17 protein-coding genes are annotated in these 24,169 nt (G+C 46.2%); 12 read left to right on the plus strand and 5 right to left on the minus strand.

Features of this window, described 5'->3' with window-relative positions:
* The first annotated feature begins 5 nt into the window (after positions 1–5).
* The 6 genes from QEP07_RS00090 to QEP07_RS00115 all read left to right on the plus strand — a co-directional run bounded on the left by QEP07_RS00090 (position 6) and on the right by QEP07_RS00115 (position 6,523).
* Positions 6–2,552 (plus strand): PAS domain-containing protein, encoded by a 2,547-nt coding sequence (locus QEP07_RS00090; protein ID WP_285007970.1) that lies wholly within the window; start codon positions 6–8, stop codon positions 2,550–2,552.
* Positions 2,553–2,655: 103 nt separating this feature from the next.
* On the plus strand, positions 2,656–3,519 hold the full coding sequence (locus QEP07_RS00095; RefSeq protein WP_256007020.1) for an STAS domain-containing protein: 864 nt from the start codon (positions 2,656–2,658) through the stop codon (positions 3,517–3,519).
* Positions 3,520–3,525: 6 nt separating this feature from the next.
* Positions 3,526–3,936 (plus strand): STAS domain-containing protein, encoded by a 411-nt coding sequence (locus QEP07_RS00100; protein ID WP_256007019.1) that lies wholly within the window; start codon positions 3,526–3,528, stop codon positions 3,934–3,936.
* Positions 3,917–4,330: an anti-sigma regulatory factor gene (locus QEP07_RS00105; protein ID WP_256007018.1), complete on the plus strand. Its 414-nt coding sequence runs from the start codon at positions 3,917–3,919 to the stop codon at positions 4,328–4,330. Before QEP07_RS00100 ends, QEP07_RS00105 begins: the two co-directional genes overlap by 20 nt.
* A complete protein-coding gene (locus tag QEP07_RS00110) occupies positions 4,323–5,336 on the plus strand; it encodes an ATP-binding protein (protein WP_285007971.1) in 1,014 nt (337 codons plus the stop codon). The genes QEP07_RS00105 and QEP07_RS00110 overlap by 8 nt, the downstream gene beginning before the upstream one ends.
* On the plus strand, positions 5,333–6,523 hold the full coding sequence (locus QEP07_RS00115; RefSeq protein WP_285007972.1) for a sensor histidine kinase: 1,191 nt from the start codon (positions 5,333–5,335) through the stop codon (positions 6,521–6,523). The genes QEP07_RS00110 and QEP07_RS00115 overlap by 4 nt, the downstream gene beginning before the upstream one ends.
* 21 nt (positions 6,524–6,544) lie before the next feature.
* Here the strand turns inward: QEP07_RS00115 and QEP07_RS00120 are convergent, their stop codons facing one another.
* On the minus strand, positions 6,545–7,504 hold the full coding sequence (locus QEP07_RS00120) for an SDR family oxidoreductase (protein ID WP_285007973.1): 960 nt from the start codon (positions 7,502–7,504) through the stop codon (positions 6,545–6,547).
* A 132-nt stretch (positions 7,505–7,636) separates the two neighbouring features.
* Between QEP07_RS00120 and QEP07_RS00125 the strand changes: the two genes are divergently transcribed.
* The 4 genes from QEP07_RS00125 (at position 7,637) to QEP07_RS00140 (ending at position 9,391) form a co-directional block, all read left to right on the plus strand.
* The gene (locus QEP07_RS00125) at positions 7,637–7,828 is read left to right on the plus strand and encodes a hypothetical protein (RefSeq protein ID WP_285007974.1); all 192 of its coding nucleotides are present in this window, start codon (positions 7,637–7,639) and stop codon (positions 7,826–7,828) included.
* Positions 7,815–8,330: a DUF4268 domain-containing protein gene (locus QEP07_RS00130; RefSeq protein WP_285007975.1), complete on the plus strand. Its 516-nt coding sequence runs from the start codon at positions 7,815–7,817 to the stop codon at positions 8,328–8,330. Before QEP07_RS00125 ends, QEP07_RS00130 begins: the two co-directional genes overlap by 14 nt.
* A gap of 76 nt (positions 8,331–8,406) precedes the next feature.
* Positions 8,407–8,769 (plus strand): response regulator transcription factor, encoded by a 363-nt coding sequence (locus QEP07_RS00135; RefSeq protein ID WP_256007012.1) that lies wholly within the window; start codon positions 8,407–8,409, stop codon positions 8,767–8,769.
* Between the two features lie 124 nt (positions 8,770–8,893).
* Positions 8,894–9,391, plus strand: a complete 498-nt coding sequence (locus QEP07_RS00140; protein ID WP_285007976.1) for a cupin domain-containing protein — start codon at positions 8,894–8,896, stop codon at positions 9,389–9,391.
* A gap of 55 nt (positions 9,392–9,446) precedes the next feature.
* Here QEP07_RS00140 and QEP07_RS00145 read toward each other — a convergent pair whose 3' ends face one another.
* Positions 9,447–10,754, minus strand: coding sequence for a DEAD/DEAH box helicase (locus QEP07_RS00145; RefSeq protein ID WP_285007977.1), 1,308 nt, complete (start codon positions 10,752–10,754; stop codon positions 9,447–9,449).
* 91 nt (positions 10,755–10,845) lie between these two features.
* Here QEP07_RS00145 and QEP07_RS00150 point away from each other — a divergent pair, with 91 nt between their 5' ends.
* The gene (locus QEP07_RS00150; RefSeq protein WP_285007978.1) at positions 10,846–12,765 is read left to right on the plus strand and encodes a DNA topoisomerase IV subunit B; all 1,920 of its coding nucleotides are present in this window, start codon (positions 10,846–10,848) and stop codon (positions 12,763–12,765) included.
* Positions 12,766–12,775: 10 nt separating this feature from the next.
* Here QEP07_RS00150 and QEP07_RS00155 read toward each other — a convergent pair whose 3' ends face one another.
* From QEP07_RS00155 to QEP07_RS00165, 3 genes are read right to left on the minus strand one after another with little or no spacing between them, the layout of a single operon-like run.
* Positions 12,776–13,777, minus strand: coding sequence for a YihY/virulence factor BrkB family protein (locus QEP07_RS00155; RefSeq protein WP_285007979.1), 1,002 nt, complete (start codon positions 13,775–13,777; stop codon positions 12,776–12,778).
* Positions 13,778–13,789: 12 nt separating this feature from the next.
* Entirely contained in the window at positions 13,790–16,075 is a 2,286-nt protein-coding gene (gene tamL, locus QEP07_RS00160) for a translocation and assembly module lipoprotein TamL (RefSeq protein ID WP_285007980.1), read from the minus strand.
* A 1-nt stretch (position 16,076) separates the two neighbouring features.
* Positions 16,077–21,278: a translocation/assembly module TamB domain-containing protein gene (locus QEP07_RS00165; protein WP_285007981.1), complete on the minus strand. Its 5,202-nt coding sequence runs from the start codon at positions 21,276–21,278 to the stop codon at positions 16,077–16,079.
* A gap of 150 nt (positions 21,279–21,428) precedes the next feature.
* On the opposite strand from QEP07_RS00165, the gene QEP07_RS00170 reads away from it, so the two are divergent.
* Positions 21,429–24,164 (plus strand): DNA gyrase/topoisomerase IV subunit A, encoded by a 2,736-nt coding sequence (locus QEP07_RS00170; RefSeq protein WP_285007982.1) that lies wholly within the window; start codon positions 21,429–21,431, stop codon positions 24,162–24,164.
* The last annotated feature ends 5 nt before the right edge of the window (positions 24,165–24,169 follow it).

Consider the following 24,169-nt stretch of genomic DNA (forward strand, 5'->3'; position numbering starts at 1 on the left):
CTTTCATGGAGCACATCACCACGCCGATTTTTCAAGCGCTCTTTCAATCAGACGTGCCGCGGATCATTCTTCGGGCAAACTCGCCCGAGTTTACGATACTTGATTATAACAGTGCACATATGCAGGCTACGGGTATAGGTGCTGGCTCCGACCATCGAGGCAAAAGCCTGTGGCAAGTTTACGATCCGGTGATCGCAGGTGAGAATGGCCCGGAACTGGTAAGCCTGGCCTTAAACCAGGCGATAGACCACAATACACAGGTGCATATGCCCGTTTTCCGATACGACATGCGCAACGAAGCAGGCGAAGTAGTGCCGAGCTGGTGGCAGCTAGAGATATTGCCGGTGAAAAAGAATTCTGACGATGTGGAATATCTGCTGATCACAACGCAGAATGTTACTCAGGCGATTCGCGCCGAACACCGGGAGCAGGAACTTACTGAGGAGCTTGCTGCTTCTAACGAAGAGCTTGCTGCAGCAAATGAAGAACTGACAGCTACAGTTGAGGATTTGAAGGAAGCGCATGATGAGCTTGAAAAGCTTAACGCGGAGCTTGAGGCTAAGATTGAGGCTCGTGTCCGGGATCTGGCTAGAAGTGAGACCAGTTTGCGTAGCCTGGTGATGACTGCGCATTATCCGCTGATGATACTCAGAGGCCGCGAGTGGGTTATAGAAATTGTTAATCAACCTCTTGTAAACTTGTGGGACCGATCGATAGAGGAGGTTACAGGCCGGCAGCTGATGGAGATACTCCCGGAGCTTGAGGCGCAGCCGTTTCCAGGCTATTTACGACAGGTCTATGAAACCGGTATAGGATACGGGCAGGAGGAGCAGATATTTTACTACAATTCACCCTCAGGTCCGGCCGAAAAGTATGTCAGTTTTTATTATGATCCGCTAAGAGATGACCAAGGCAATGTATGCGGTATTATCGTGGCGGCCGATGACATTACAGCGAAGGTTCAGCAGCGCCAGCTGCTCGAGGCCAGTTTGGAAAATGAGCAGGTGCTGACAGAGCAACTCAACGCTATTAATGAGGAGCTTACTGCCGCGGTAGAAGATCTTTCTGCCTCCAACGAGGATCTCATTCGTTCGCAACATGATTTACAGGACAAGCATCAGGCACTCACTGAAAGTGAAGCACGGTTCAGGAGTTTAATCCGTCAGGCCCCGATTGGAATATGTGTGCTCCGGGCGAGTGATTTGATGGTGCAGGAGGTTAATGATGGTTATCTTGAACTGGTAGGCAAGGACAGGGCTGAACTGGAAAACCGTACGATTTGGGAGGCCGTATCAGAAGCGGCCGAAAGCTATGCGCCGGTTATGGACCATGTTATTCGTACAGGGCAGCCGTTTGTTGCCAAGGAGCATGAGGTTGTCCTTATCAAGCATGGTATACCTCAAACGGTCTTTATCGATTTTGTATATGAACCTGTGGTAAACCAGGGTCAGATCAATACGATTATGGTTGTGGCCATTGATGTGACGGAGCAGGTTAAAGGAAGACGGTCCATCGAAGACGTTGAAGAACGCATCAGGCTTGCGGTGGACGCTGCTGAGATTGGTACTTTTGAACATAATTATCTGACCAATGCCTTGCTCACATCAGAGCGCTTCGACGCTATATTTGGTTTTCCTAAGCCGTCTTCGCGCCTTGATCTTCTTCCGTTGTTTCATCCCGACGACGTTCATTTGAGTAAGCAGGCTCACATTAGGGCGGCGCGCGATGGTCACATGTTTTACGAGGCACGGTTAATCGCCAAGGATCAGTCGATTCGCTGGATCAGGGTTCAGGCTAAGGTTTACTTTCAGTCGAACGGAATACCTGAAAAGCTGTTGGGTACGGTTTTGGATATCACCGACTTTAAGAAATTGCAACAGCAGAAAGACGACTTTATTTCCATTGCCAGCCACGAACTTAAGACGCCGATCACAGCGCTTAAAGCTTCTCTTCAGTTAATGCAGCGATTGAAGGATAATCCATCCGCAGCTATTTTGCCAAGGCTGATTGATCAGGCCGGCAGGAGCATGGATAAGATCAGTGCGCTGATTGACGACTTGCTCAACGTAAGCCGGATGAATGAAGGTTCTATGCGGTTGAATAAGACTACCTTCCTTTTGAAGAAGTTACTTGACGAATGCTGCGGGCATGTGCGTGTAAGTGGCACTCACGAGCTCATCTTTGAGGGCGACGAAGAACTGGAAGTGTATGCGGATGAGCACAGGATAGATCAGGTGGTTGTAAATTTTGTAAACAACGCGGTTAAGTATGCACCTGACTCGAGATATATTTACCTGATTGCGGAAAGGGTTGGCAATACCGCTAGGGTGGCGGTACGGGATAACGGGCCAGGCATTTCGGCCGACAAGCTTCCGCATTTGTTTGAACGCTATTACCGCGCAGATGAGTCTGGTTATCAGGTGTCCGGACTCGGTTTAGGCTTGTACATCAGTGCGGATATTATCCAGCGTCATGGGGGCGAAATTGGTGTGGACAGCAAGCTCGGGGCAGGATCAACTTTTTGGTTTACACTTCCCATTGGGCTGGACTAAACTCATTTTTTTGCATTTCTACAGAACATTCTAATACTTCGTTTTGTCGACGTTGCAAATGTGCAAATGATTGTTACTTTTGTTTAAAAAATAAATAACTGGAATGAAACAAAATACGTCGGCTCTTCTGAAAAAGAAAAGCGCTCAGATCATGGAAAAGTGGATGACAAATCAACTGGCTGATGCCGGGCTGCGCGATGATCTGATCAGTAACGAAGACCTGAGGGAACAGTCTGAAGAACTGCTTACTTCGTTGCTGAACAATATCAGTAGTGAAAATATTGTCAACCCGGAATCCGGCGATTTTGATCAGCTGATTGAGATCCTTTCCGGCGTATCGATCTCCCGGGCAAGACAAGGGTTTTCCCCAAGGGAAACCGGGATGTATGTACTTAGTCTGAAACAAGCTTTGGTTGAACTCCTGGAAAAGGAAATAAAAGACGATCCTGCTTTGCTTTATGCTGAAGTGACAAAGATCGGTAAGTTGTTCGACTACTTCAGCATGCTTACCTTCGAAACTTTTATTAAGGGAAGGGAAGATGTAATTCTGCGTCAGACCGACGAAATCACGGAGATTTCCACTCCGGTTATACAGGTTTGGGACGGCATTCTTGCCTTACCTATTATAGGCACCCTGGATAGCTCACGAACGCAAATCGTGATGGAAAGTCTGCTTGAAAATATTGTTCAGACGGAAAGTACCATCGCCATCCTGGATATATCAGGAGTTCCGGCTGTTGATTCGCTGGTAGCCCAGCATTTAATGAAAACTGTGGCAGCAACAAGGCTCATGGGCGCCGAATGCGTTATTAGCGGTATCAGACCGGAAATAGCGCAAACCATTGTGCATCTGGGGATAGACCTGTCAGGTATCATCACCAAGGCATCGTTGGCGAGTGCACTTAAGTATGCTTTTCAGGTATTAAAGCTTGAAGTCCGGAAACAAGTAGTGAAAGTAAATCAGTAAGTTTTTATGGAGAAAATTCCTATTTTAAAAATGGGACCCTTTCTGCTTGTGACTATACAAGTAGATCTTTATGATCGTTTAGCGCTGAACCTGGAATCGGATCTTATTCAGACCATTAACAAGACCGGCGCTCAGGGGGTCTTAATCGACATATCTGCCGTGTCGATCGTAGATTCCTTTATGGGCAGGATTATTGGTAATATCGCCAGCATGTCTAAGATACTCGACGCGCATACCGTTGTAGTAGGGATGCAGCCCGCCGTTGCCATTACACTTATTGAGTTGGGATTGCCGCTAACAGGTGTGCATACGGCACTAAATGTGGAGCGGGGCATGGAGTTTTTGAGGTCAAAAATAGTGGTAGATCAGGAAGATATTGATGAAGAACTAAACAACGATGATAATCTCGCTCTCTAAGCAGCAGATGCGGATTGAAAGAGATCACGATGTGGTGCCTTTTAGAAACAGAGTTAAGGAGTGTGCTGTAAAGATCAGGATGGGCCTGGTTAATCAGACCAAGCTGATCACTGCTGCAAGTGAACTTGTCAGGAACATGTTGAAATATGGCGGAGGAGGCGAGACATTAATTGAAGTGGTAAGCCGGGGCAGGGATACTGGCGTTCGGCTGACATTTTTAGATCATGGTCCGGGAATTCAGGATATAGCCCAGGCCATGAAAGATGGCTTCTCGACTGGGAAAAGTCTCGGTTTAGGTTTGCCTGGCGCCAGGCGGCTGGTAAATGAGTTTGACATTAAAAGTGAGTGGGGTAAGGGAACGACAGTTGTTATAACAAAGTGGGCGAATGGTTAGTGGCGTTTATAAGAGCTTTGATGCTAACGACAGAAGTTATTTTGCGATCATCAAAAAGGAAATACATAAATTGGTTGCTGAGGCCGGCTTCCCTGAACAAAAAGTAGCGCATACGGATATCATTGTTGGAGAAACCACCTCTAACCTGATGAAGCACGCTTTAGGGGGCGAAATTCTTGTCGCTTTAAAGGGGGAGGGTAGTGAGTCCTATCTGGAAATCGTCAGCATAGATAGTGGTCCTGGAATAAAAGACGTGGATCGCATGATGGAAGACGGCGTATCCACCTCCAGCACCATGGGGCACGGATTAGGAAGTATACGGCGATTGTCTGATTTTTTTGATGCTTATTCGTTACAGGGATGGGGCACGATTCTTCTAATCAGGATCTTCAAAGACAAGCCGCTTAAAAACAGCATGAGTAGTGCTTTAGGGGCACTTATTGTACCAAAGAAAGGTGAGGAAGTAAGTGGAGACGGGCTGATCGTGGCCAGGAACAAAAATCATGTGAAATTAATGCTTATGGACGGGCTGGGCCATGGCGCCGATGCAAACGCGGTGATTAAAGAGGCGGCTAAAGCCTTTAATAATTGCCTTACCGACGACCCTGTTGCAACGGTCAGATATATCCACAGCTATATCAGGAAGACCCGCGGGGGGGTGGGTACCGTATTGTTATATAATCTAAAAGATGCCTCCTGGGAGGCTGCAGGTGCAGGAAACATCATGGGCAAGCTGTTCGGACACGCCTCAAGTAAAAACCTCGTACCGTATAACGGAATTATCGGGCATAATATACCTGCTACAATGAATGTTCAACGATATAGCGGTAGTGATTTTCCTCTGGTCATTTTATGTTCAGATGGAATTAAGTCCAGATGGGATATCTCCAGGTATGTCGGTGTTCAGCGTCATGATCCGGTGATACTTGCTACGGCCATCTATAAAGATTATGGGCGGCAAACGGATGATATGTCGGTAATAGTTGCTAAATTGAATACTTTATGAACTCAATTCTGGAGATAACACTGGAAAACGAAATGGATGTCATGCTTGCACATCAGAAAATGATGCGCGCTGCGGAGATAATTGGATTGAGTATTACTACTAAGACCACTTTTGTTACTGCACTCTCTGAGCTAAGCCGTGTATTAATTGAGCACACGGATAAAGGCCTGCTTTCTGTTGCTGTGGCAAGCGATAATGCAAGGCATAAGTTGAATGCATTGCTCACTTATCCTGTTGCCGACGGACTGATCGACGAGCGTCTCTTCTATTATGCCAAGAAGCTGGTGCCTGTGTTAGATTTCACTAGCACCGCAGAGAGCTACGCCATAAATTTCAGTATCGGATTGCCAAGATCTGCCGCTTTCGGGGCTGAAGTCCTGAGGCGCGTACGGTCTGAAGTGCGCGACAAGATTATCTCACCGTATGAGGGGATTAAAAGTAAAAATGCTGAGCTTTCGCGTCTTACCGAAATGCAGGAAGAGCAGTTGCGATACTCAAAACGTCTTAACGAATTAAAAAGCGAATTCCTGTCGGTTGCCAGCCACGAAATCAAAACTCCGCTGACGGTGTTACATGGCTATGTTCAGATGGCCGCAAAAAAAGAAACACTTGAGGAGACACGAAAGATTATTACGAAAATAGAACAGCAGCTTAAAAAACTCAATCACCTCTCCGTAAAGCTCCTTGATTCTGCCAAGACAGACAGCGGTAAGCTGGAATATGATAAGCAGCCTATGATGGTTAATGCTGTTTTGGAACGCCTCTTTGCAGACCTTGTATTGATTACTTCAAGCCATGAACTCGAAATGTCCGTGTGCGATGATGTTCAACTTTTCATAGATCCTGTTCGCATAGAGCAGGTTATAAGCAATATGGTATCTAACGCGGCAAAGTATTCGGCTCCCGGAAGCAGGATTAATATCAGTAGCAGCCTGAACGACAATGCTGAATTGGTTATTTCTGTTAAGGACGAAGGTTTTGGAATGAACAGTGAAAGTGTGTCAAGAGTATTTGAAAAATTTTATAGGGATAAAGGTGTAGCCAGTTCCTATTCGGGCTTAGGGATGGGAATGTACATTGCTAACGAGATCGTATCCGAACATGGTGGCAGGATCTGGGTGGAAAGTGAAGCTGGCAAAGGTTCAACATTTCATTTCTCTATACCCCGCGCGGAAGGTGCAGCTTAAGCTTCAAATGCCTGGAGAATGTTAAGAATGCTTTTTCAGCAGGAGCAGTGCGGCAGCTAATCCAAGTATAATTCCGCCACCGATATATTTCCGGTGGGCTTTAGGTTTCCCTGGTAGCCCCCAGCCCCCGTACACAGCGTTTCCATACCGCACGGGGTTAAACAGGTTACCGTCTGATTTTTCTATTTTTTCAGCTCTGTTCAAGTAACATTTGATTACTGCTCCGGCGATCCCCTTGGTAAGCCCAGGCATTAAAGCGTAAGACAAACGCAGCAGGCGCGACGCGCTACCGATCATCGTTTCATTTGTGGGATTGTCGGCAAGCGCTGTCACGGTCGATGCAATACGTCTTGGGTCATAAACAGGAGGTGCCGGTCTGACTTGCTTTCCGGTATAGTTAGCCGCATGCTGTATGCCTGGCGTATCCAGAAATGCAGGGAAAATATCACACACATGGATGTTTTCAAATTCGGCCAATTCTGTTTTTAATGCGGCGGAGAAGCCCCTCAGTCCAAACTTACTGGCCGAATATGCCACACCAAACGGAACAGGCAAGAAGCCGCCAATGGAGATATTATTGATCAGTATACCATACTGTTGTTTCTTAAAATATGGAAGTGCCGCATGTGCGCCATGCATGTAACCAAGCAGGTTTGTCTTTATCACCTGTTCCTGCACAACCATTGGGGTTTCATCAAATGGGCCGACAGCCAGAACCCCTGCATTGTTTACCCATACATCTATTCCCGCGCCTTGCTCATCGGCTATTGCAGCAAGGTTGACCATGTCGGCCGACTCCGTAACGTCGGTTTTAACAACGGTGGCAATAGCTCCAAATGATCTACACTCCGCAACCAGTTCTTCAAGTTCTCTCTCATTCCTGGAAGCCAGGAAAAGTCTGTCCTGTCTTTCCGCAAATGCAAGTGCGATTGCTTTTCCTACGCCGCTGGATGCCCCGGTTATCACTATGGTTTTTGACATAATCCGATTTAATTATTCACTTAATTGAAACTCAAAAGCACGTAAAATGTTTCGATTAATCTCATTCCGGAAGTTTCTATAAAACATAGCAGATGCAACGCTTGTTACACGAGGAACACAATAACAATAATTATGAAAAATACGAAAGGTAATTTGCAGAACCAGGACGACGTAAATCCTACGACTCAGCTCGACAAGATTTTAGTAGAGGGAAGTGATGAAGCCGTGGATACCAACGGTACCGGGTCTAACCGGCCGGTGCCAACTTCAGACTCAGTGGTCATTAAACATGAATCATCAGATGACGACCATGATAAGGACTGACAAAAAAAAAGCTAACTTTACAGACAAAAAAGATAACAGGTTGTATTCAAAGAGCGAGGCATCACAGCTTAGACACGAATTCTGGACTACTTTCGGTCAATACATCTCGCCCCATCCTTCGGCAGATGGAATGCGGATAAACTGGGTAAATTATAAGACCGGCATTAAGCATCTTCAGTTCAAGATGCAGGCCGACAACCGATCGGCCTCCATCGCTATAGAGATTTCCAATCCGGACCCAGGCATTCAGGAACTTGTTTTTGAACAATTTAGCGAATTAAAAAAAGTCCTGCATGAACAACTTGGAGAAGAATGGGAATGGAATAAGTTTGTAGCCGATGAATATGGTAAAACTATTTGCCGTATTGAGCGTTCCTTAAGTGGTGTACGGATATTCAGGAAAGAAGACTGGCCTACACTCATATCATTTTTCAAACCAAGGATTATCGCGCTCGACGAATTCTGGAGTGTGGCGCAATTCAGCTTTGAGATGTTTAAGTAACATTTATATGCATTTCCGCAGATGTGGCAAAGTTGTTGCTTATAAAAACGCAACGACCATATAAAACTACTCTAACATGATAAAAAGAATACATGTGCTTGAAGATGATGAGGATATCAGATACATAATCGGCGTCTTGCTAAAAGACGAAGGTTATGAATTGCAATTGTCGTCTTCTTTTACAGAGCTAAAGAGCAAATTAAGAGATTCAGTACCTGATCTGTTCATTCTGGATGTAATGATACCTGACGGTGACGGTACCGATATTTGTACTGATCTGAAGAGCGATCCCTTCACCAGACATATCCCGATTATCGTCATGTCGGCGAACGACCAGAATAAGCAGAAAAGTCTTGAAGCAGGCGCCAATGATTATATCAGCAAGCCTTTCGACATAGATTACATCGTGAAGCGTATCAACGCTCAGCTCAACCGTTAAACTTACATTCCTATCTTATAAGGGCCCGGGCTTTGTTCCGGGCTTTTTTTTGCCTGTCACCCAGCACGTTTATCGCGTTGTAATTTTTTTTCCTACTTTTGGTGTTTAAAAATTAATATTCCCAATGTCAGATCAGAAAAAAGAGATATTTGAAAGTGTCGCACAACGGTTGAAGATTGAAGGTTTCAATGTCATCAATCGTGATGAAACTCGTCCATGGGGCGGTTTTTTTGTTATCGACGAAGCACAAGCCCAACAATTTGCCAATATTTATTTCGAAGGCCTTAACGTAGAGGACCTGCGAATTTCAGGAAAGCTAAGTCCGAAGATATTGATCGTTGCACCAGAGACTCGTTTGTCCTGGCAGTATCACCACCGCCGTGCAGAGATTTGGCAGGTCGTTAACGGTACTGTAGGTGTTGTTACAAGCGATACAGATGAAGAGGGAGAACTGCAGGAACTTGCACCCGGACAGCGCATTAAACTGAAGCAAGGCGAAAGACATCGCCTGATCGGCTTGAAAGACTGGGGTATTGTTTCAGAAATATGGCAGCATACTGACCTGGATAACCCTTCAGACGAAAGCGATATCGTTAGGGTTCAGGATGATTTTGGACGATAGATCCATTGACCACAGCATAAAAAAAGCAGGAATATAGTAGTTCCTGCTTTTTTATTTAAGACTTAGCGGTCCGTTTGCCAAACCAGCGTTTTCCTCCGCTTGGTTTCTTTCTGGCCCCGCTCAAATTAGGCTCTTTTTCTTTGCTGCCATTTCTCGGCGCGCTTTGAGAATTTCTGCCCCGGCTTTTGGCTTTTGTATCCGGCGCTGAAGTCAGCAGGCTTTGCCAGCTTTTGGCGTAAGGGTGATCTTCCGTAACCGGCAATTTCAGGCCGATCAGTTTTTCGATATCATTTAAATATGCTTTTTCCTCGCCATCGCAGAACGAAAATGCCGTGCCGCTTAAACCAGCCCTGCCGGTACGTCCGATCCGGTGTACATAAGTCTCCGGGATATTTGGAAGTTCATAATTGATCACATGCGCAAGTTCATCTACGTCTATACCCCTTGCCGCAATATCAGTAGCGACCAGGATACGCGTTGTCTTGGCTTTGAAGTTCGTCAAAGCTCTTTGTCTCGCGTTTTGCGACTTATTACCATGAATGGCTTCGGCCCTAATGCCAGCCTTTATCAGGTCTTTAACAATGCGGTCAGATCCATGTTTCGTCCGTGCAAAAACCAGGGCTGTTTCGATAGACGGATCCTTCAAAATGTGAAGGAGCAGGTTTTTTTTGTCGCTTTTTTCGACATAGAACACCTGCTGACTAATCTTCTCGGCAGTAGAGGACACAGGTGTTACTTCCACCTTAACAGGGTTTGTAAGGATGGTATCTGCAAGTCCCTGAATCTCTTTTGGCATGGTAGCAGAAAAAAATAATGTTTGCCGCATAGCCGGAAGCTTTGCGATCACCTTTTTAACGTCATGGATAAAGCCCATGTCGAGCATCCGGTCTGCCTCATCAAGTACAAAAAGCTCAATGTCTTTTAAGTTAATGAAACCCTGGTTCATCAGGTCGAGCAAACGACCCGGAGTAGCCACCAAAATATCTACGCCCCTTTGCAGTGCATCGGTCTGAGACTTTTGCCCCACACCGCCGAAAATAACCAGATGTCTTATTGGAAGGTTCTTCCCATAGGCTTTGAAACTCTCTTCGATCTGAATAGCAAGTTCCCTGGTAGGGGTAAGCACCAGAGCTTTAATGGCCTTATGTACTTTAGTATTCGTATGCGGTTTGTTTAAAAGCTGCAGCATCGGGATCGCAAAAGCGGCTGTTTTACCTGTGCCGGTCTGCGCGCATCCTAGAAGGTCGCGGCCTTGTAATATAGAAGGGATAGATTGGGCTTGTATTGGAGTTGGTTGTGTATAACCTTCTGATTGCAGCGCCTTTAGGATCGGCTCAATCAGATTTAATTCTTGAAATGACAATGTATAATATATTAAGTAATAAGTGAAAGAGTATCACTTTCCTGCAAAGGTAGTTATAAAATGTTATATTTGTGTTATACTCCAAATCATCATGGCTGAACCAAACTACAACGAAGATAGTATACGATCGCTCGACTGGAAGGAACACATCAGACTGCGCCCGGGTATGTATATCGGTAAGCTGGGCGACGGCTCAGCGCAGGACGACGGGATATATGTTTTGCTTAAGGAGATCGTCGACAACTCGATCGATGAGTTTGTGATGGGGTCGGGCAAGACGATCGAGATAACTGTTTCAGAACATAAGGTCAACGTACGGGATTACGGCAGGGGGATTCCTTTAGGGAAAGTGATCGACTGCGTATCTAAGATTAATACCGGCGGCAAGTACGACAGTAAGGCTTTCCAAAAATCGGTCGGTCTTAACGGGGTGGGTACTAAGGCGGTGAACGCACTGTCCAGCACATTTACGGTTCAATCGTATCGCGACGGTAAAACGAAGAAGGTCGAGTTCTCGAAAGGGGAGATCGTTACAGATCATGATATTATAGATACCACCCAGCGCAATGGTACAGCAATTACCTTTTATCCCGACGATACGATATTCCGCAATTATCACTATATAAGCGATTTCGTGGAAAGCATGATCTGGAATTATGTTTTTCTGAACACCGGGCTTACAATCAATTATAACGGACAGAAATATTTCTCTGAGCGCGGACTTTACGATCTGTTGCACAAGGTGGCTGATGTAGAACATATCCGCTACCCGGTGATCCATATGAAGGGCAACGACATTGAGATTGCTATGACGCATGGGCAGCAGTACGGAGAGGACTATCATTCTTTCGTTAACGGCCAGCATACCACCCAGGGTGGTACTCACCAGGCCGCTTTCCGAGAAGCGGTAGTAAAGACTATACGTGAGTTCTATAAGAAAGAATTCGATGCCTCAGATATCAGGGCCTCAATCATTGCGGCCATATCCGTCCGCGTACAGGAACCGGTGTTCGAATCACAGACAAAAACAAAGCTTGGTTCGCAGAACATTGGTCCGGATGGTCCCACCGTAAGAACCTTTGTAAATGACTTTGTAAAAAAGGAACTTGACGATTATTTGCACAAACACCAGGATGTTGCAGACGCGCTTCTGAAACGCATCATGCAGTCGGAAAGGGAGCGTAAGGATATCGCAGGTATTAAGAAACTGGCCAACGACCGTGCTAAAAAAGCTTCCCTGCACAATAAGAAACTCAGGGATTGCAAGGTTCATTTCAACAGCAATCACGACAGACGGTATGAGACAACGCTTTTCATTACCGAGGGTGATTCCGCTTCGGGCTCTATTACCAAATCCAGGGACGTAGAGTGCCAGGCAGTATTCAGTCTTAAGGGCAAACCTTTAAACTGTTATGAACTCACCAAAAAAGTAGTGTATGAGAATGAGGAATTTAACCTCCTTCAGCATGCGCTGAACATTGAGGACGGTCTGGAAGGTTTACATTACAATAACATCGTAATTGCCACGGATGCTGACGTAGACGGTATGCACATCCGTTTGTTAATGATGACTTTCTTTCTGCAGTTTTTCCCCGATTTGGTCCGTGCGGGCCATGTCTACATTTTGCAAACCCCGCTTTTCAGGGTTCGCAATAAAAAGGAAACAATATATTGTTATAGCGATGATGAGCGAAAAAAGGCGATTGAGAAGCTAGGGAACAGACCAGAGATCACGCGGTTTAAAGGGCTAGGTGAAATATCGCCCGACGAGTTCGGTCTTTTTATAGGAAAAGATATACGGCTCGATCCGGTGATCCTAAAAGATCAGACCATAAAGGGCCTTCTTGAATATTATATGGGCAAGAACACTCCGGACCGTCAGCAGCACATTATCCGTAACCTTCGGGTGGAAAAAGACACCGTAGAGGAATTGGTTTCAGCGGTGGAGGATGCAGCAACAACAGCTGTTGTACACGATGTGGTAGAAGACGACTTCGCGGAGTCTGCCTGAGCAGCTCCTGCTAATCTTCTTTAGCAGGGTCGATTTTAGTGTCCTCAGGATGCTGTGGCGGAAGCACGTCCACTTTCTTTTCTACCACGATGACTTTAGTATGAACGGCATACTTAGTCGGGCTTATCCCATGATCATACCTTTCCGCATAGGCTTGTGTAAACTCTGCCCCAAAGTATAATATAACAGCTGTATAATAAATCCACACCAAAATAACGATCACAGAGCTGGCCGCGCCAAACGCTGAGCCAGGATCACCTTTCTCTATATAGATACCAATGGCATATTTGCCAATACTGAACAATATAGCGGTAAAAAGAGCGCCTACCAGGGCAGGCTTCCATTTCAGGTCCACATCTGGCAATACCTTGAAGATAACAGCAAAAACACAGGTCACCACAGCAAGCGTGAGCGCGTTCGTAAGGATAAGCATAAACAGTTCAGAAACCTGCTCTACGCCAATCTTAGTAGCATAAAGCTCAAGCTTACTGCCAATTGCCACAACAACGCTATTAACGACCAGCGATACAAGCAGGAGGAATCCCAGCGAAGCAATCAGTGAAAACGACAGTAAACGGTTAACGATGAGCTTCTTCCAGCCTTTCTTTGGTACGGCTTTCACCTTCCAGATCAGGTTTATACTATCTTGAATTTCAATGAAGATCGCCGTTGCACCAATGATCAGCGTTCCTATACCAATGATTAAGCCGAGCGTGCTTTTACCGGAATAGTTGGCGTTATTTACAAAACTCCTGAGTTGATTAGCAGCATCGGGACCAACAAGTTCGCTGATTTCACCAAAAAGCTTAGTGTTAGGATCCATATTATCGCCCAGAAACAATGATGCTGCGGAGATAATGATAATGATCAGGGGAGTTAGCGCAAATATGGTATAATATGCCAATGCCGCGCTTAATTTCATCACCCGGTCTTCCGAGAAGCCTTTACCGGCGGCAACAAATAAATGGTATACCGCTATAAAGAAGTGTTTCACTTTTCTTAGAACTGCCATGCTCAATTGCGATTAGAATGGATATCCGATTCCTATGTTATAGATCAGATTTTCCCTGCGCCAGTCCTTACTGCCAAAATCAATCTGATCAATTACCCAGCGATCACCCGGCGGCAGGTATGGTTTTCTGATCGGAAAGGCTACATCCAGACGAATTACAAATATGGTTGCATCAACCCTTAAACCAGCCCCTGTTCCTACAGCCATTTCACTCAAAGCATATCCGGGCCTGAACTTTGAACCAGGACGTTCCGGATCCTCTTTCCGTAGCCACACGTTACCTGCGTCGGCAAATAGTGCACCGTGCAGTACGCTTACCAGCTTAAAGCGGAGCTCAGTATTCAGCATAATTTTTACGTCACCGCCCTGATCAGCAAAGATAGTGTCAGGCAGCTCATACGTGCCCGGTCCCAAACCTCTGGCCCTAAATGCCCTGATGTCATTACTTCCACCGGCAAAAAATTGTCTTACATAGGGTAACGCCCTGCTGTTGCCGTAAGCGAAGCCATAGCCAACATTGAAGCGGTTGGCCCAGGTGATGCCCTTGGTTAGTTTAAAATAGTCTCTTACATCAGCCTCCAGCCTTACAAATTGCGTTAGCGGGGTTTTCAGGAAAGTTTTCTGACCCTCGTCGTTTTCCGGAACAAACAAACCCCATACGTTGCCGGCAGTCTCTATATCACCACTAAAATAAAGGTTGTTTCGTCTTTCGTCCTCCATTTGATTGGTATAGGTGAAGTTGTAGTTGCTCCCAATGATGAACTGTTTTTCCAGAACCCCTCTCAAGCCGATCCGGTACAGGCTGTCCAGCTTTTTCTCATTTTCATTCGAAGGCTGAACATAATTGATCGAGATAGGGTTAAAGGTATGTTCCTTGTATTTACTCTCCTTGAAATTGTAGCCGAACTCACCCCTGATGGAGTTAAGATTATATAGGGAACCTCTGCTCAGCAGTTGATACGACGCCGTTACGATCGTCTTTGGTACAAAGGCATTTGTGCTACTAAACTTAAAGAAGGGTATGATCAGGCGCGGGAAGGTCAATTTTCCTTCAGTGGTAAAAGAATAAGAGTTCAAACCTCTGGCCTGGCCGCTCACCTGGGTTTCGAATCCGCCGCTTACACTTACATCAAGCTGTTCAGCTGCCCTGAACAGGTTCCGTGTTGTCTGCGTGAGCCTCACTTCCGATCCCACAAAATTGTTCGACTTGCTGGTTCCCAGAACAGAGAAGGTAAGCGAGTTCTTTTTCAGAGGAGTAAGGTATAGATTTAGATCAAGCTGATTATTCTTAAAACTATCTATCGGCACAAAATCGGCCCTCACACCCTGAAAAGTGCCGATGTTCACGAGTCTGTTCAGCGACTGGCTATGATCTCTCCGGTTGTAGCGTTCACCTTTTTCGAAAAATACCAGGCGGTTAAACACCCATGGTTTAAACGTGTTCCGGTTATCGTAAATATTGAAGTTCCCGAACTCCAGTGGCTTAAGGCGTTTCAGAACACTGTCGCGGCGTACGTTATAATTTGGGAAGATATTGATGTCTCGAATGGTGTACGGCTTCAGTCCCGCATCCGGAGCGCTGTCCTTAAGCCGTATCCTAACATCCACCATGTTTCGTCCAATTGTGCTGTCTACCTGCATAATCAGGTAATCCGGGCTGAAGTAAAAATAGCCACTCTCTTTCAGGTCGTTGTCAATCCGTATCCGCTCATTTTTATAGGTTTCCAAATCGTAGTAGTCGCCCGCTTTCAATAAGGATTTATCCTTATTTGCATTAATGATATTGGCCAGGTTACCACTGTCTTTCGGAAAGGAAATGCTATTGATCTTATAACGCTGGCCGGTAACAGCCGTATACACAGCCTTGCCTTTTTTCTTCTTCACCACCGTGTCGCCGGTAACCACCGATTGAAGATATCCCTGACTTATCAGGTAGCTCGTTAGCACATCATTGTTATACCGTAGTTTAACCTCACTCAGCAGTACCGGGGGTTCACCAAGTTTAGTCCGCAACCAGTGTTTAAAGCCCTTATTCTTCTTAGGCTCGCCAGCCAGGTTGTAAAAGAACAGTTTATACTTAAATCCGAGGATAGACTTGTTCGGGCGGGGCCTGGTGCGGCTTTCAAGTGCGTCTTTTACCGACTTCTGATCATCTATCCGCCCCGAAGAATCCGGATTTATCTTTACGTCCGCGCCGGTGTACAAAATCTGCCCCGGCTTTAAGCCGCGGGTGCTGCTGCAGCCAGCAAGGATAAATAACGAAAATAATGCTAATAAAATTAAGTGAGATCTGTTCATTTTATCTGGTGGTGTTTGTGCTGTCTGGGCTCATGCCCTCAGCTTTAAGCTGTTGTTCACGTGCTTCACGATTTCTGTTTTCCTGTTCCCTTTGTTTGTTTTTTTCCCGTCTTGCCCTTCGCTCTTCCCTGGTTTCTTTCTTTTGGAAAATCTCCCTGAATTTGTTGTAATCTACTACAAGCGCAAAGCCAAGACCGGTCTCGATGATCTGTCCCTCGATAACACTTTCATTCTGGTTACGGCGATAGGCCCTCAGTCTGTACCTGCCGTCGGCAGAAAGCGCATATTCTACATTCACGTTGCCTGCGATATTGCTAGAGTTTTGGTTTTGCGTTTCCGGCCCTTCAATGCCAAATGAGCTGCCCACTGTTACGGTCAGCCTGTCGTTTAACAACTTCTTGGACAAGCCAACTTCCAGATCTGTCTTCTGCTCGAGTGAACCGGTAGAATAGTCTTCAGAAGAATTCAGGTTGAAATTAAGATCAACCCCCTGGATGAGATCAGACGCCAGGTTGTTGAGCTGCTCGGTCAGAAGTTTACTTACACTAGAACGGGCAAGGGTAGATACGCCACCGCCTCCGCCAGCCAGACTTTGAAACGGATTATCTGCAATGAAGCGGTTCAAAGCAAGCAGCGCAAATACCTGTTTGTTCAGTTCATTAACATCCTGGTTTACCTGAAGAAGTTTGGCATATACTTGTCCCCCGAGCGCACCGCGCTCATTTTCTGGTAGATCCAGCCTGAATGAGATGGTAGGCTTCATCAGTTCATCCTCCATCATCAGGTAAACCTGGAATGGCAGTTTCGTTTTTGCCTGAATGTTGTTCTCTTCGTTCAATAGATCAATAGGTGCAGCGTTCACCTCATACAAGGCGGTAAGGTCAACGTTGGCCGACATCGGATCGCCGGTCCAGACAATGGAACTACCCTTAACCAGGCTGAAAGACTTTTTACCCAGCGGTCCTACCGACAAGTTATAGGAGCCGTCATTAATCTCATAACGGCCTGTCAGACTAGTCTTGCCGCTGGCATCCATCGTAGCAATCAGGTTAGCCTCTCCGCGTACCTTTAGAGCATCGCCATTGGCGGGGTCTACCACCACATTTAATTCCGCTTCAGGGTCGAGGTTCAGAGTCGCGTTAAGCGTCATGCCTTTAATCGGCGCTTTGTTCATGCTATCCGTTTTTAGCGCCATTTGTCCGTTAAAGGGAGGAGCATCAGCATCGATAAACTGCACAATGCCTTCCTGATCGATCACCGAAGGATCGCTCGTTGGCACTGCGAAAAAGAATTTTGTGCCCTTTTCAACGGTCACTGTCATATCAACATTCGGTTGGTTCATGTCGCCACGAACCTTAATGTTACTCGTCAGGTACACGGTGCCATAGATCATTTCATTGTCTTCAGAAGTCGAATTCAACGCCCGGAAATTATCTGTGGTGATGTCCATATTGAAAGCAAAGTCCTGATAATTTGTCGTGCGTATCCCTCCATTGATCACGGCCTGTTTGCCTAGCGAATCAAGGATCGTGAAACTGTCGAAATTTACACCGGTATCTGTAAAGCGTATCGATTCGTTAGGAATTCGCAGATACGAGTTTACGTACCCCGCAGTAAAAGCAACCTGGTTAAAGTCTATATTACCACGCACCTGCGGGGAAGATGTGGATCCTTTCATCGTCATCTGTCCGGTGATGGTTCCCGACCCATTCTTGATCTGGCCCATCGACACACTTTCCAGTGATTTTAAGTCTACCTTATCAAGGTTTAGTGTCAGATCAAGCGCGTTTTCCGTATTGGTATAATAAAAGCCGTTCACGCGCAATTCATGGACGCCGGTTAGCGCCACATTCACCTCGTATGCATTTGCTGTATTGTTATTTATCGCTATACGCAACGTACCAAGCTGGTCTTTCTGGTAACGCAACTCGTCTACCGTGAGGTTAGCCACAAACTTAGGACTTCCGGTCAGTTCGCTTATATTAGCTGTTCCATTAATCACACCGCCGACAAGCGCGCTGTCCTGCTGTGCAAACTTAGTCAGTGTCTCAATTCTGAAGTCCTTAAACTGAACCTCCACCGGCGAGTTAGGCGTCTCGTCCGAACTGTTAATGCTTAATAGCTGGTTGCCCTTACTTAGATTAAACCGGTGCGCCAGGATGCCCGATTGTCCGAACTGCAAATAATTGTCAGGCGCAATAGCCCAGCGCTCATAATCGAGCAAAAGTTTCTGCGGATCAAGCGAAAACTGGTAATCCTTATTAACCGATTTAAATGTACCACCAAGTACATACTTATCCTTACGCTCGCTGTCACGCAAATAAACATTAAGTCCCAGTTGATTATTTGCAGCCTGCCCACCTATCTCGGAGTTATACAGCGCAATTGAAGGGCTCTGCAGGCTTCCCACCGTGAGTTTATACGATAGCCGTTCGGCAGTATTGCCAATGTCCAGTCTGGTACTGTCAACCTTAAAATCGCCATATACGACCTGCGGAAACCAGGCTTTCATTTTCAGGCTGTCCTGCTGCGTATCAATCACCCCGCTAATGCTGGAAGGAGAGAAGCTGGTCAGATCAGGAACAAAGTTTTTCAGGACTTTAGCATTGTAAATGTCTAATTTAAACCGCATGCGCTGATCCGGAACTTCCTTCACTTCGCTAAATGCGTAATATTTATTGATCTCATTGATCACAGCCGCCCCCATATTGGTCAGCTGGTATTTACCATCAACGCGGGCACTCAGAATTTCCGATTTCAGCGTCAGCAGATTGTGGTCGGCCGTTGCTTCCGAGTGAATATCAATCGTATCCATGTTAAACCGCTGACCATCTTTCGCAAACTGCAAACCCCTCAGGCTGATGTCGCCATTCAGATAGTCAGGATCAGCTGTTTCGATATCAGCATCGAGCAGCCCCGCTACACGGAATTCTGAGGTGCTGAAGTTTAGCTTTTGAAGGTCGACCTGAACCAGGTCCAGATCAGCCTTTACAGCAGGATATTTACCAGCCATGTTTACCGCTGCGGTCAACTTAAAGTTGGCGTTACTATCGGCCATACTGCTCCGCAAATTCACCTTCTGGCGGTTATAATCGCCGGTCAGATATAAATTGCGATAGGTGTATTTGTTATAGAAAGCACTAACAAGATGGGCATCTAGCTTTGCTGAGGCGGTTTTCATATCCAGACCCGCACCGCTTGCAGTTGCTTTTACCGTAATCCGGCCAAGCGTTGGTTCCTGCTTCAGCAGCCGGCCTAAGTTGAAATTATTCAGACTTACGTTCGCCGCGTATCTTTCGCGACCCTTCGCACCGCGCATTTTTGCAGCCAGTTTAGCAGATCCCATATCGGTGGCGATATTAAAGCCGGTCGTAAAATTCGTCATGGAACCTTTAAACAATCCGTTAGCCAGGATTGCATTCGGTAGTTGTATACTGGCTGGCAGCGAGTTCCTCGGAATAATGACCAGGAGGTCCTGCTTCGTAAGCGAGAACCTTTTAATTTTCAGATCAAGTACCGTTTTTTCCATATCAGGCAAACCTTTCGCCGTGCCGCTGATGTCAATCTGTGTATTTTTCAGCCCTCGCACCTGCAATTTAGGAACCGCCAGGTTGTTCATGTAGCCGTTTGCGCTCGCTTCCAGCCTTATTTTCTCATTCCGGTAATTGGCCGGGATAGCATCGCTAAAGTAAGCAGCATCGCGCAGCCCAATCGTTGTGTTATTCACTGTCATCGCCAGCTTTACGCGCTCGGGATGCTTGGTGAGGTCATCCATGCTGGTATAGTTCAACTGGGTATTATTTTCAATACTGGTATTGGGAGTTTTAAGCTTGAAGTTGTCAATACGGATTTGCTTTTGATTATACACCACATCGCCTTGCAAAGTGTTCAGTTGAAAGCCACTTTTTTCCCGGAAGCTTCCTTCACGAAGGTTTGCGGTTATGGCAGTGTCGCTGTAGGCAATTTGCTCCGCCATCAAGGTCAGATCGCTGAACTTCAAATGATTAAAATCCATAACATTCCTCACTGGCCGGGCTGCTATATTATCGAACTGTACGTTGTTGTTCGCGAGTCTGATTTTGCCTAGCTGTAAACTTAAAGGGGCAGAGGCTGCCGTAGAATCGGCCGGGACAGAAGCAACAGTCGCGGTTTTAGGTGCTGGCTTGAGCGCAAACAGCACGTTTGAATTGTTCAGCGCCGCGTCATCAATTTTATATTGTCCGCTCTTAACGTCTGCCAGTAATTTGCTTAAAGAAAGTTCGCCCAAAGCTACGTTCGCCTTACTTCCCGCATTTGAAAATCCGATTTTAGTGTCGTTTATCTTGCCTTCCCCGAGCGTATACTTACTGTTGGTCAGGTCAACCAGCAAATCAGTCAATTCAAGTTTTTGCAGATCAAGGTCTGCATCCATGCCCGACAAACGATCAGCAAAGCCTACACGCACGTTATTAAATGCAAAATCCTCAATTTCAACCGTCGGCAGCTTGCCCGATTCCGTCTGAGCGGTATCCACGCTTTTCTCCAGCTGTGCCGCCAGCACCGTCAGCGGCTTTTGCTGAAGGTAATCGACACTCGTATTGTTAAGCTCCAGTTCCCTGATCACATAGCGCTGATTGGCAAGGTCAAAGTCCTTCACCTTCGCTGTAAATTCCCCAAGGTTCAGCTTCAGGTCGTTCCCCGCCACATCATCATGGTAAACAATCCCGATATCTTCAAAACGCACCTTGTCGATAGCGAACTTCATGGTTGAAGTCGTATCCTTCTCAACCTCTTCTTCCGGCTTTGTTTGTTCCGACATAAAGGCGTCGACCAGGAAAGAGAAGTTAAACGTGGTGTCCGGATCAATCCTGGTAACGTTAGCCCTGATCTTCTCCAGAGAAATATTGTTAATCTCCACCTTGTTGCTGATCAGCTTAAACAGGCTGATGTCTACCGACAGTTTCTGTGCATAAAGGAGTGTATCGCCTTTCAGATCCTCGATATAAAACTTGTTAAGCACAACATCTTTCGGAAGTGCAATTTTAATGCTCTCCAGACTTACCTCTGTTTTTGTTTTTTTCTTCAGATAGCCTATAGCTTTGTCCTTAACAAAGTTCTGTACGGCAGGAATGTTTAAAGAAGCGGCAATCAGCACAAACAGCAGAATCATGCAGCCAATTACCCAAAGAAGTACCTTAAGACTTTTTCGTATATATTTGTTCAATGGTATGTGTTTGAGAGTTTGTAAACGTGTTTATCTCCACTATATCTACAATCATGCCAGTTAAATTGTTTAGGGCTTACATATAAAATACGGCCCTTTATTCATAAATTTCTTCGCATCGCTTATATTTACACATCCAATCCTTTTTTGATGACAGAAGAACCAGAAAACCACATAAACGAAGAAAACGCACATAATGTAACCCCCATCAACGGGCTTTATGAAAACTGGTTTCTCGATTATGCGTCGTATGTAATTCTAGACCGGGCAGTGCCCCACATCAACGATGGCTTAAAGCCCGTTCAGCGCCGCATTATGCACTCGCTGAAAGAAATGGACGACGGCCGTTTCAATAAGGCGGCAAATGTCATCGGGAATACGATGAAATACCACCCGCATGGCGATGCATCCATAGGCGATGCTATGGTGCAAATAGGCCAAAAGGAACTGCTTATCGACTGTCAGGGCAACTGGGGTGATCCTATCACCGGCGATAGTGCAGCAGCGCCTCGCTACATTGAGGCAAGGCTTTCCAAATTTGCAAATGATGTGGTGTTTAATCCGGATACGACCGAGTGGCAGCTCAGCTACGACGGCCGAAACAACGAACCGGTAACGCTCCCTGTAAAGTTCCCGTTGCTGCTTGCACAGGGTGCAGAGGGAATTGCTGTAGGCTTGGCTACTAAAGTAATGCCCCATAATTTCGTGGAGTTGCTGGATGCCTCCATGGAAATACTTCGGGGCAACAGGTCTAATATACTGCCCGACTTCTTCACCGGTGGGATGGCCGATTTCTCGGCCTACAATGAAGGGATGCGGGGCGGGAGGATTCGTGTAAGGGCTAAGATCACGGAGAAAGACAAGAAGACACTGGTTATCACGGAAATTCCGTACAGCACAACTACCGGATCAGTTATAGACAGCATACTCTCGGCCAACGACAAGGGCAAGATCAAGATTAAAAAGATCGAAGACAATACCGCCCAACACGTCGAGATTGTGATCCATCTGGCACCGGGGATATCACCCGATGTTACCATCGACGCGCTTTACGCCTTTACATCTTGCGAAGTGTCTATATCGCCGAACACCTGCGTGATCAAAGGCGACAAGCCACACTTCATGAGTGTGAACGATATACTGGCAGAGAACACCGCTCATACCAAAGGGCTGCTAAAGCGCGAACTGGAGATTAAGCTGCATGAGCTGATGGAGAAAATCTTCTTCAGCTCGCTGCTCAAGATCTTCATCCAGGAGGGAATGTATAAGCATGCCGATTATGAGAATTCGGGCAATTTTGATACGGTAGTAGAGGTGTTACATCGCCTTTTTGAGCCCTTTAAGCCAGATCTGTATCGCGAAATCCAGCCTGAGGACTTCAAAAAGCTGATTGATAAGCCCATGAGCAGTATTACGCGGTTCGACGTTAAAAAGGCGGACGAGCAGATGAAAGCGCTCAATGCGGATATCAAGGAAGTTAAACATCACCTGCGTCACCTTACCGACTATGCCATCGCATGGTTCCAGAAATTGAAAGACAAGTATGGAAAGGGCAGGGAGCGTAAAACGGAAATACGCTTGTTTGACCGCGTAGAGGCAGCCAAGGTAGCCCTCGCCAATGTTAAGCTCTATATGAATCGGGAAGACGGTTTTATTGGTACCGGTTTGCGCAAGGACGAATTCGTAGCCGATTGCTCTGATATTGATGAGATCATTGTCTTCCGCGAGGATGGAAAGTGCATGGTTACCAAGGTGGCCGACAAAACCTTTGTGGGTAAAGGTATCCTTCATGCCCAGGTATTCAAAAAGGGTGATGAACGGACTATTTACAATATGATTTATAAAGATGGCGCCAGTGGCGTTTCTTATATCAAGCGTTTTGCGGTAGTAGGCGTTACGCGCGATAAGGAATACGATCTTACTAAGGGAACAAAGGGTTCCAAGGTGTTGTATTTCACCGCAAATCCGAACGGCGAAGCTGAGGTGGTCAACGTGCAGCTTAAACCGCACAGCAAACTTAAGAAGCTTCAGTTCGATCTGGACTTTGCTGAACTGGCCATTAAAGGGCGTGGTTCTCAGGGTAACATCGTTTCCAAATACCCTGTGAAGAAGATTTTATTGAAATCAAAAGGCGTATCTACGTTATCCGGACTTAAAATTTGGTACGACGACCTGCTTCGCCGTCTGAACGTGGATGGCCGCGGAAAGTACCTTGGTGAATTTGACGGCGACGACAAGATACTGCAGGTGCATAAAGATGGCTGGTACGAACTAAGTACATTCGAATTGAGCAACCATTTTGATGCCGACCTGATCCTTATTCAGAAGTTTGATCCGGAAAAGCCGTTTGCGGTTGTGCATTTCGAAGGTAAAGCTAAAAACTATTACGTTAAACGCTTCCTGTTTGAGTCCATCGCGGTTGGTAAAAAGGTTAGCCTGATCAGTGAAGAGACAGGCTCAAGATTCCTTTATCTTTCCGCAAATCCTGAGGCGATGCTTACTGTCGATGTGTTGAAAGGCAAAACGCAGATACCAGAAACGCTGGAAATAAAGCTGGCCGATTTTATTGATGTGAAAGGGATAAAGGCGAATGGAAACCGGCTTACACAACATGAGGTGAAAAGCTTGAATATCAGTAATCAGGAAGAAGAGGAACCTTCAGCAGAGAAACCTGGAGAACCGGAAGGACCGACGGAAGGGGATGGGGAACAGCCAGAAGAACAAGAGCCAACTCAGGAAGCCGGACAGGAAGAGAAGCCCGTTAAAAAACCATGGTCGGGCAGCGGCGGAACGCCAGCTAACACAACTGCCAAAAACGTTAGTCTCGAAATTACCAATCCTGAGGATATAGATATCGATGATCTGGGGCAGACTAAGTTGTTTTAGTCTGC

The organism is Pedobacter faecalis (assembly GCF_030182585.1).
In the GTDB taxonomy this organism is placed as follows: domain Bacteria; phylum Bacteroidota; class Bacteroidia; order Sphingobacteriales; family Sphingobacteriaceae; genus Pedobacter; species Pedobacter faecalis.

Excerpts from the sequence above, each read along its gene's own strand:
- QEP07_RS00150 (WP_285007978.1), top strand. The coding sequence starts at position 10,846 with ATGGCTGAACCAAACTACAACGAAGATAGTATACGATCGCTCGACTGG.
- QEP07_RS00170 (WP_285007982.1), top strand. The coding sequence starts at position 21,429 with ATGACAGAAGAACCAGAAAACCACATAAACGAAGAAAACGCACATAAT.
- QEP07_RS00135 (WP_256007012.1), top strand. The coding sequence starts at position 8,407 with ATGATAAAAAGAATACATGTGCTTGAAGATGATGAGGATATCAGATAC.
- QEP07_RS00110 (WP_285007971.1), top strand. The coding sequence starts at position 4,323 with ATGGTTAGTGGCGTTTATAAGAGCTTTGATGCTAACGACAGAAGTTAT.
- QEP07_RS00095 (WP_256007020.1), top strand. The coding sequence starts at position 2,656 with ATGAAACAAAATACGTCGGCTCTTCTGAAAAAGAAAAGCGCTCAGATC.
- QEP07_RS00130 (WP_285007975.1), top strand. The coding sequence starts at position 7,815 with ATGATAAGGACTGACAAAAAAAAAGCTAACTTTACAGACAAAAAAGAT.
- QEP07_RS00155 (WP_285007979.1), bottom strand. The coding sequence starts at position 13,777 with ATGGCAGTTCTAAGAAAAGTGAAACACTTCTTTATAGCGGTATACCAT.
- QEP07_RS00100 (WP_256007019.1), top strand. The coding sequence starts at position 3,526 with ATGGAGAAAATTCCTATTTTAAAAATGGGACCCTTTCTGCTTGTGACT.
- QEP07_RS00105 (WP_256007018.1), top strand. The coding sequence starts at position 3,917 with ATGATAATCTCGCTCTCTAAGCAGCAGATGCGGATTGAAAGAGATCAC.
- QEP07_RS00120 (WP_285007973.1), bottom strand. The coding sequence starts at position 7,504 with ATGTCAAAAACCATAGTGATAACCGGGGCATCCAGCGGCGTAGGAAAA.
- QEP07_RS00090 (WP_285007970.1), top strand. The coding sequence starts at position 6 with ATGGAGCACATCACCACGCCGATTTTTCAAGCGCTCTTTCAATCAGAC.
- QEP07_RS00115 (WP_285007972.1), top strand. The coding sequence starts at position 5,333 with ATGAACTCAATTCTGGAGATAACACTGGAAAACGAAATGGATGTCATG.
- QEP07_RS00140 (WP_285007976.1), top strand. The coding sequence starts at position 8,894 with ATGTCAGATCAGAAAAAAGAGATATTTGAAAGTGTCGCACAACGGTTG.
- QEP07_RS00125 (WP_285007974.1), top strand. The coding sequence starts at position 7,637 with ATGAAAAATACGAAAGGTAATTTGCAGAACCAGGACGACGTAAATCCT.
- tamL (WP_285007980.1), bottom strand. The coding sequence starts at position 16,075 with ATGAACAGATCTCACTTAATTTTATTAGCATTATTTTCGTTATTTATC.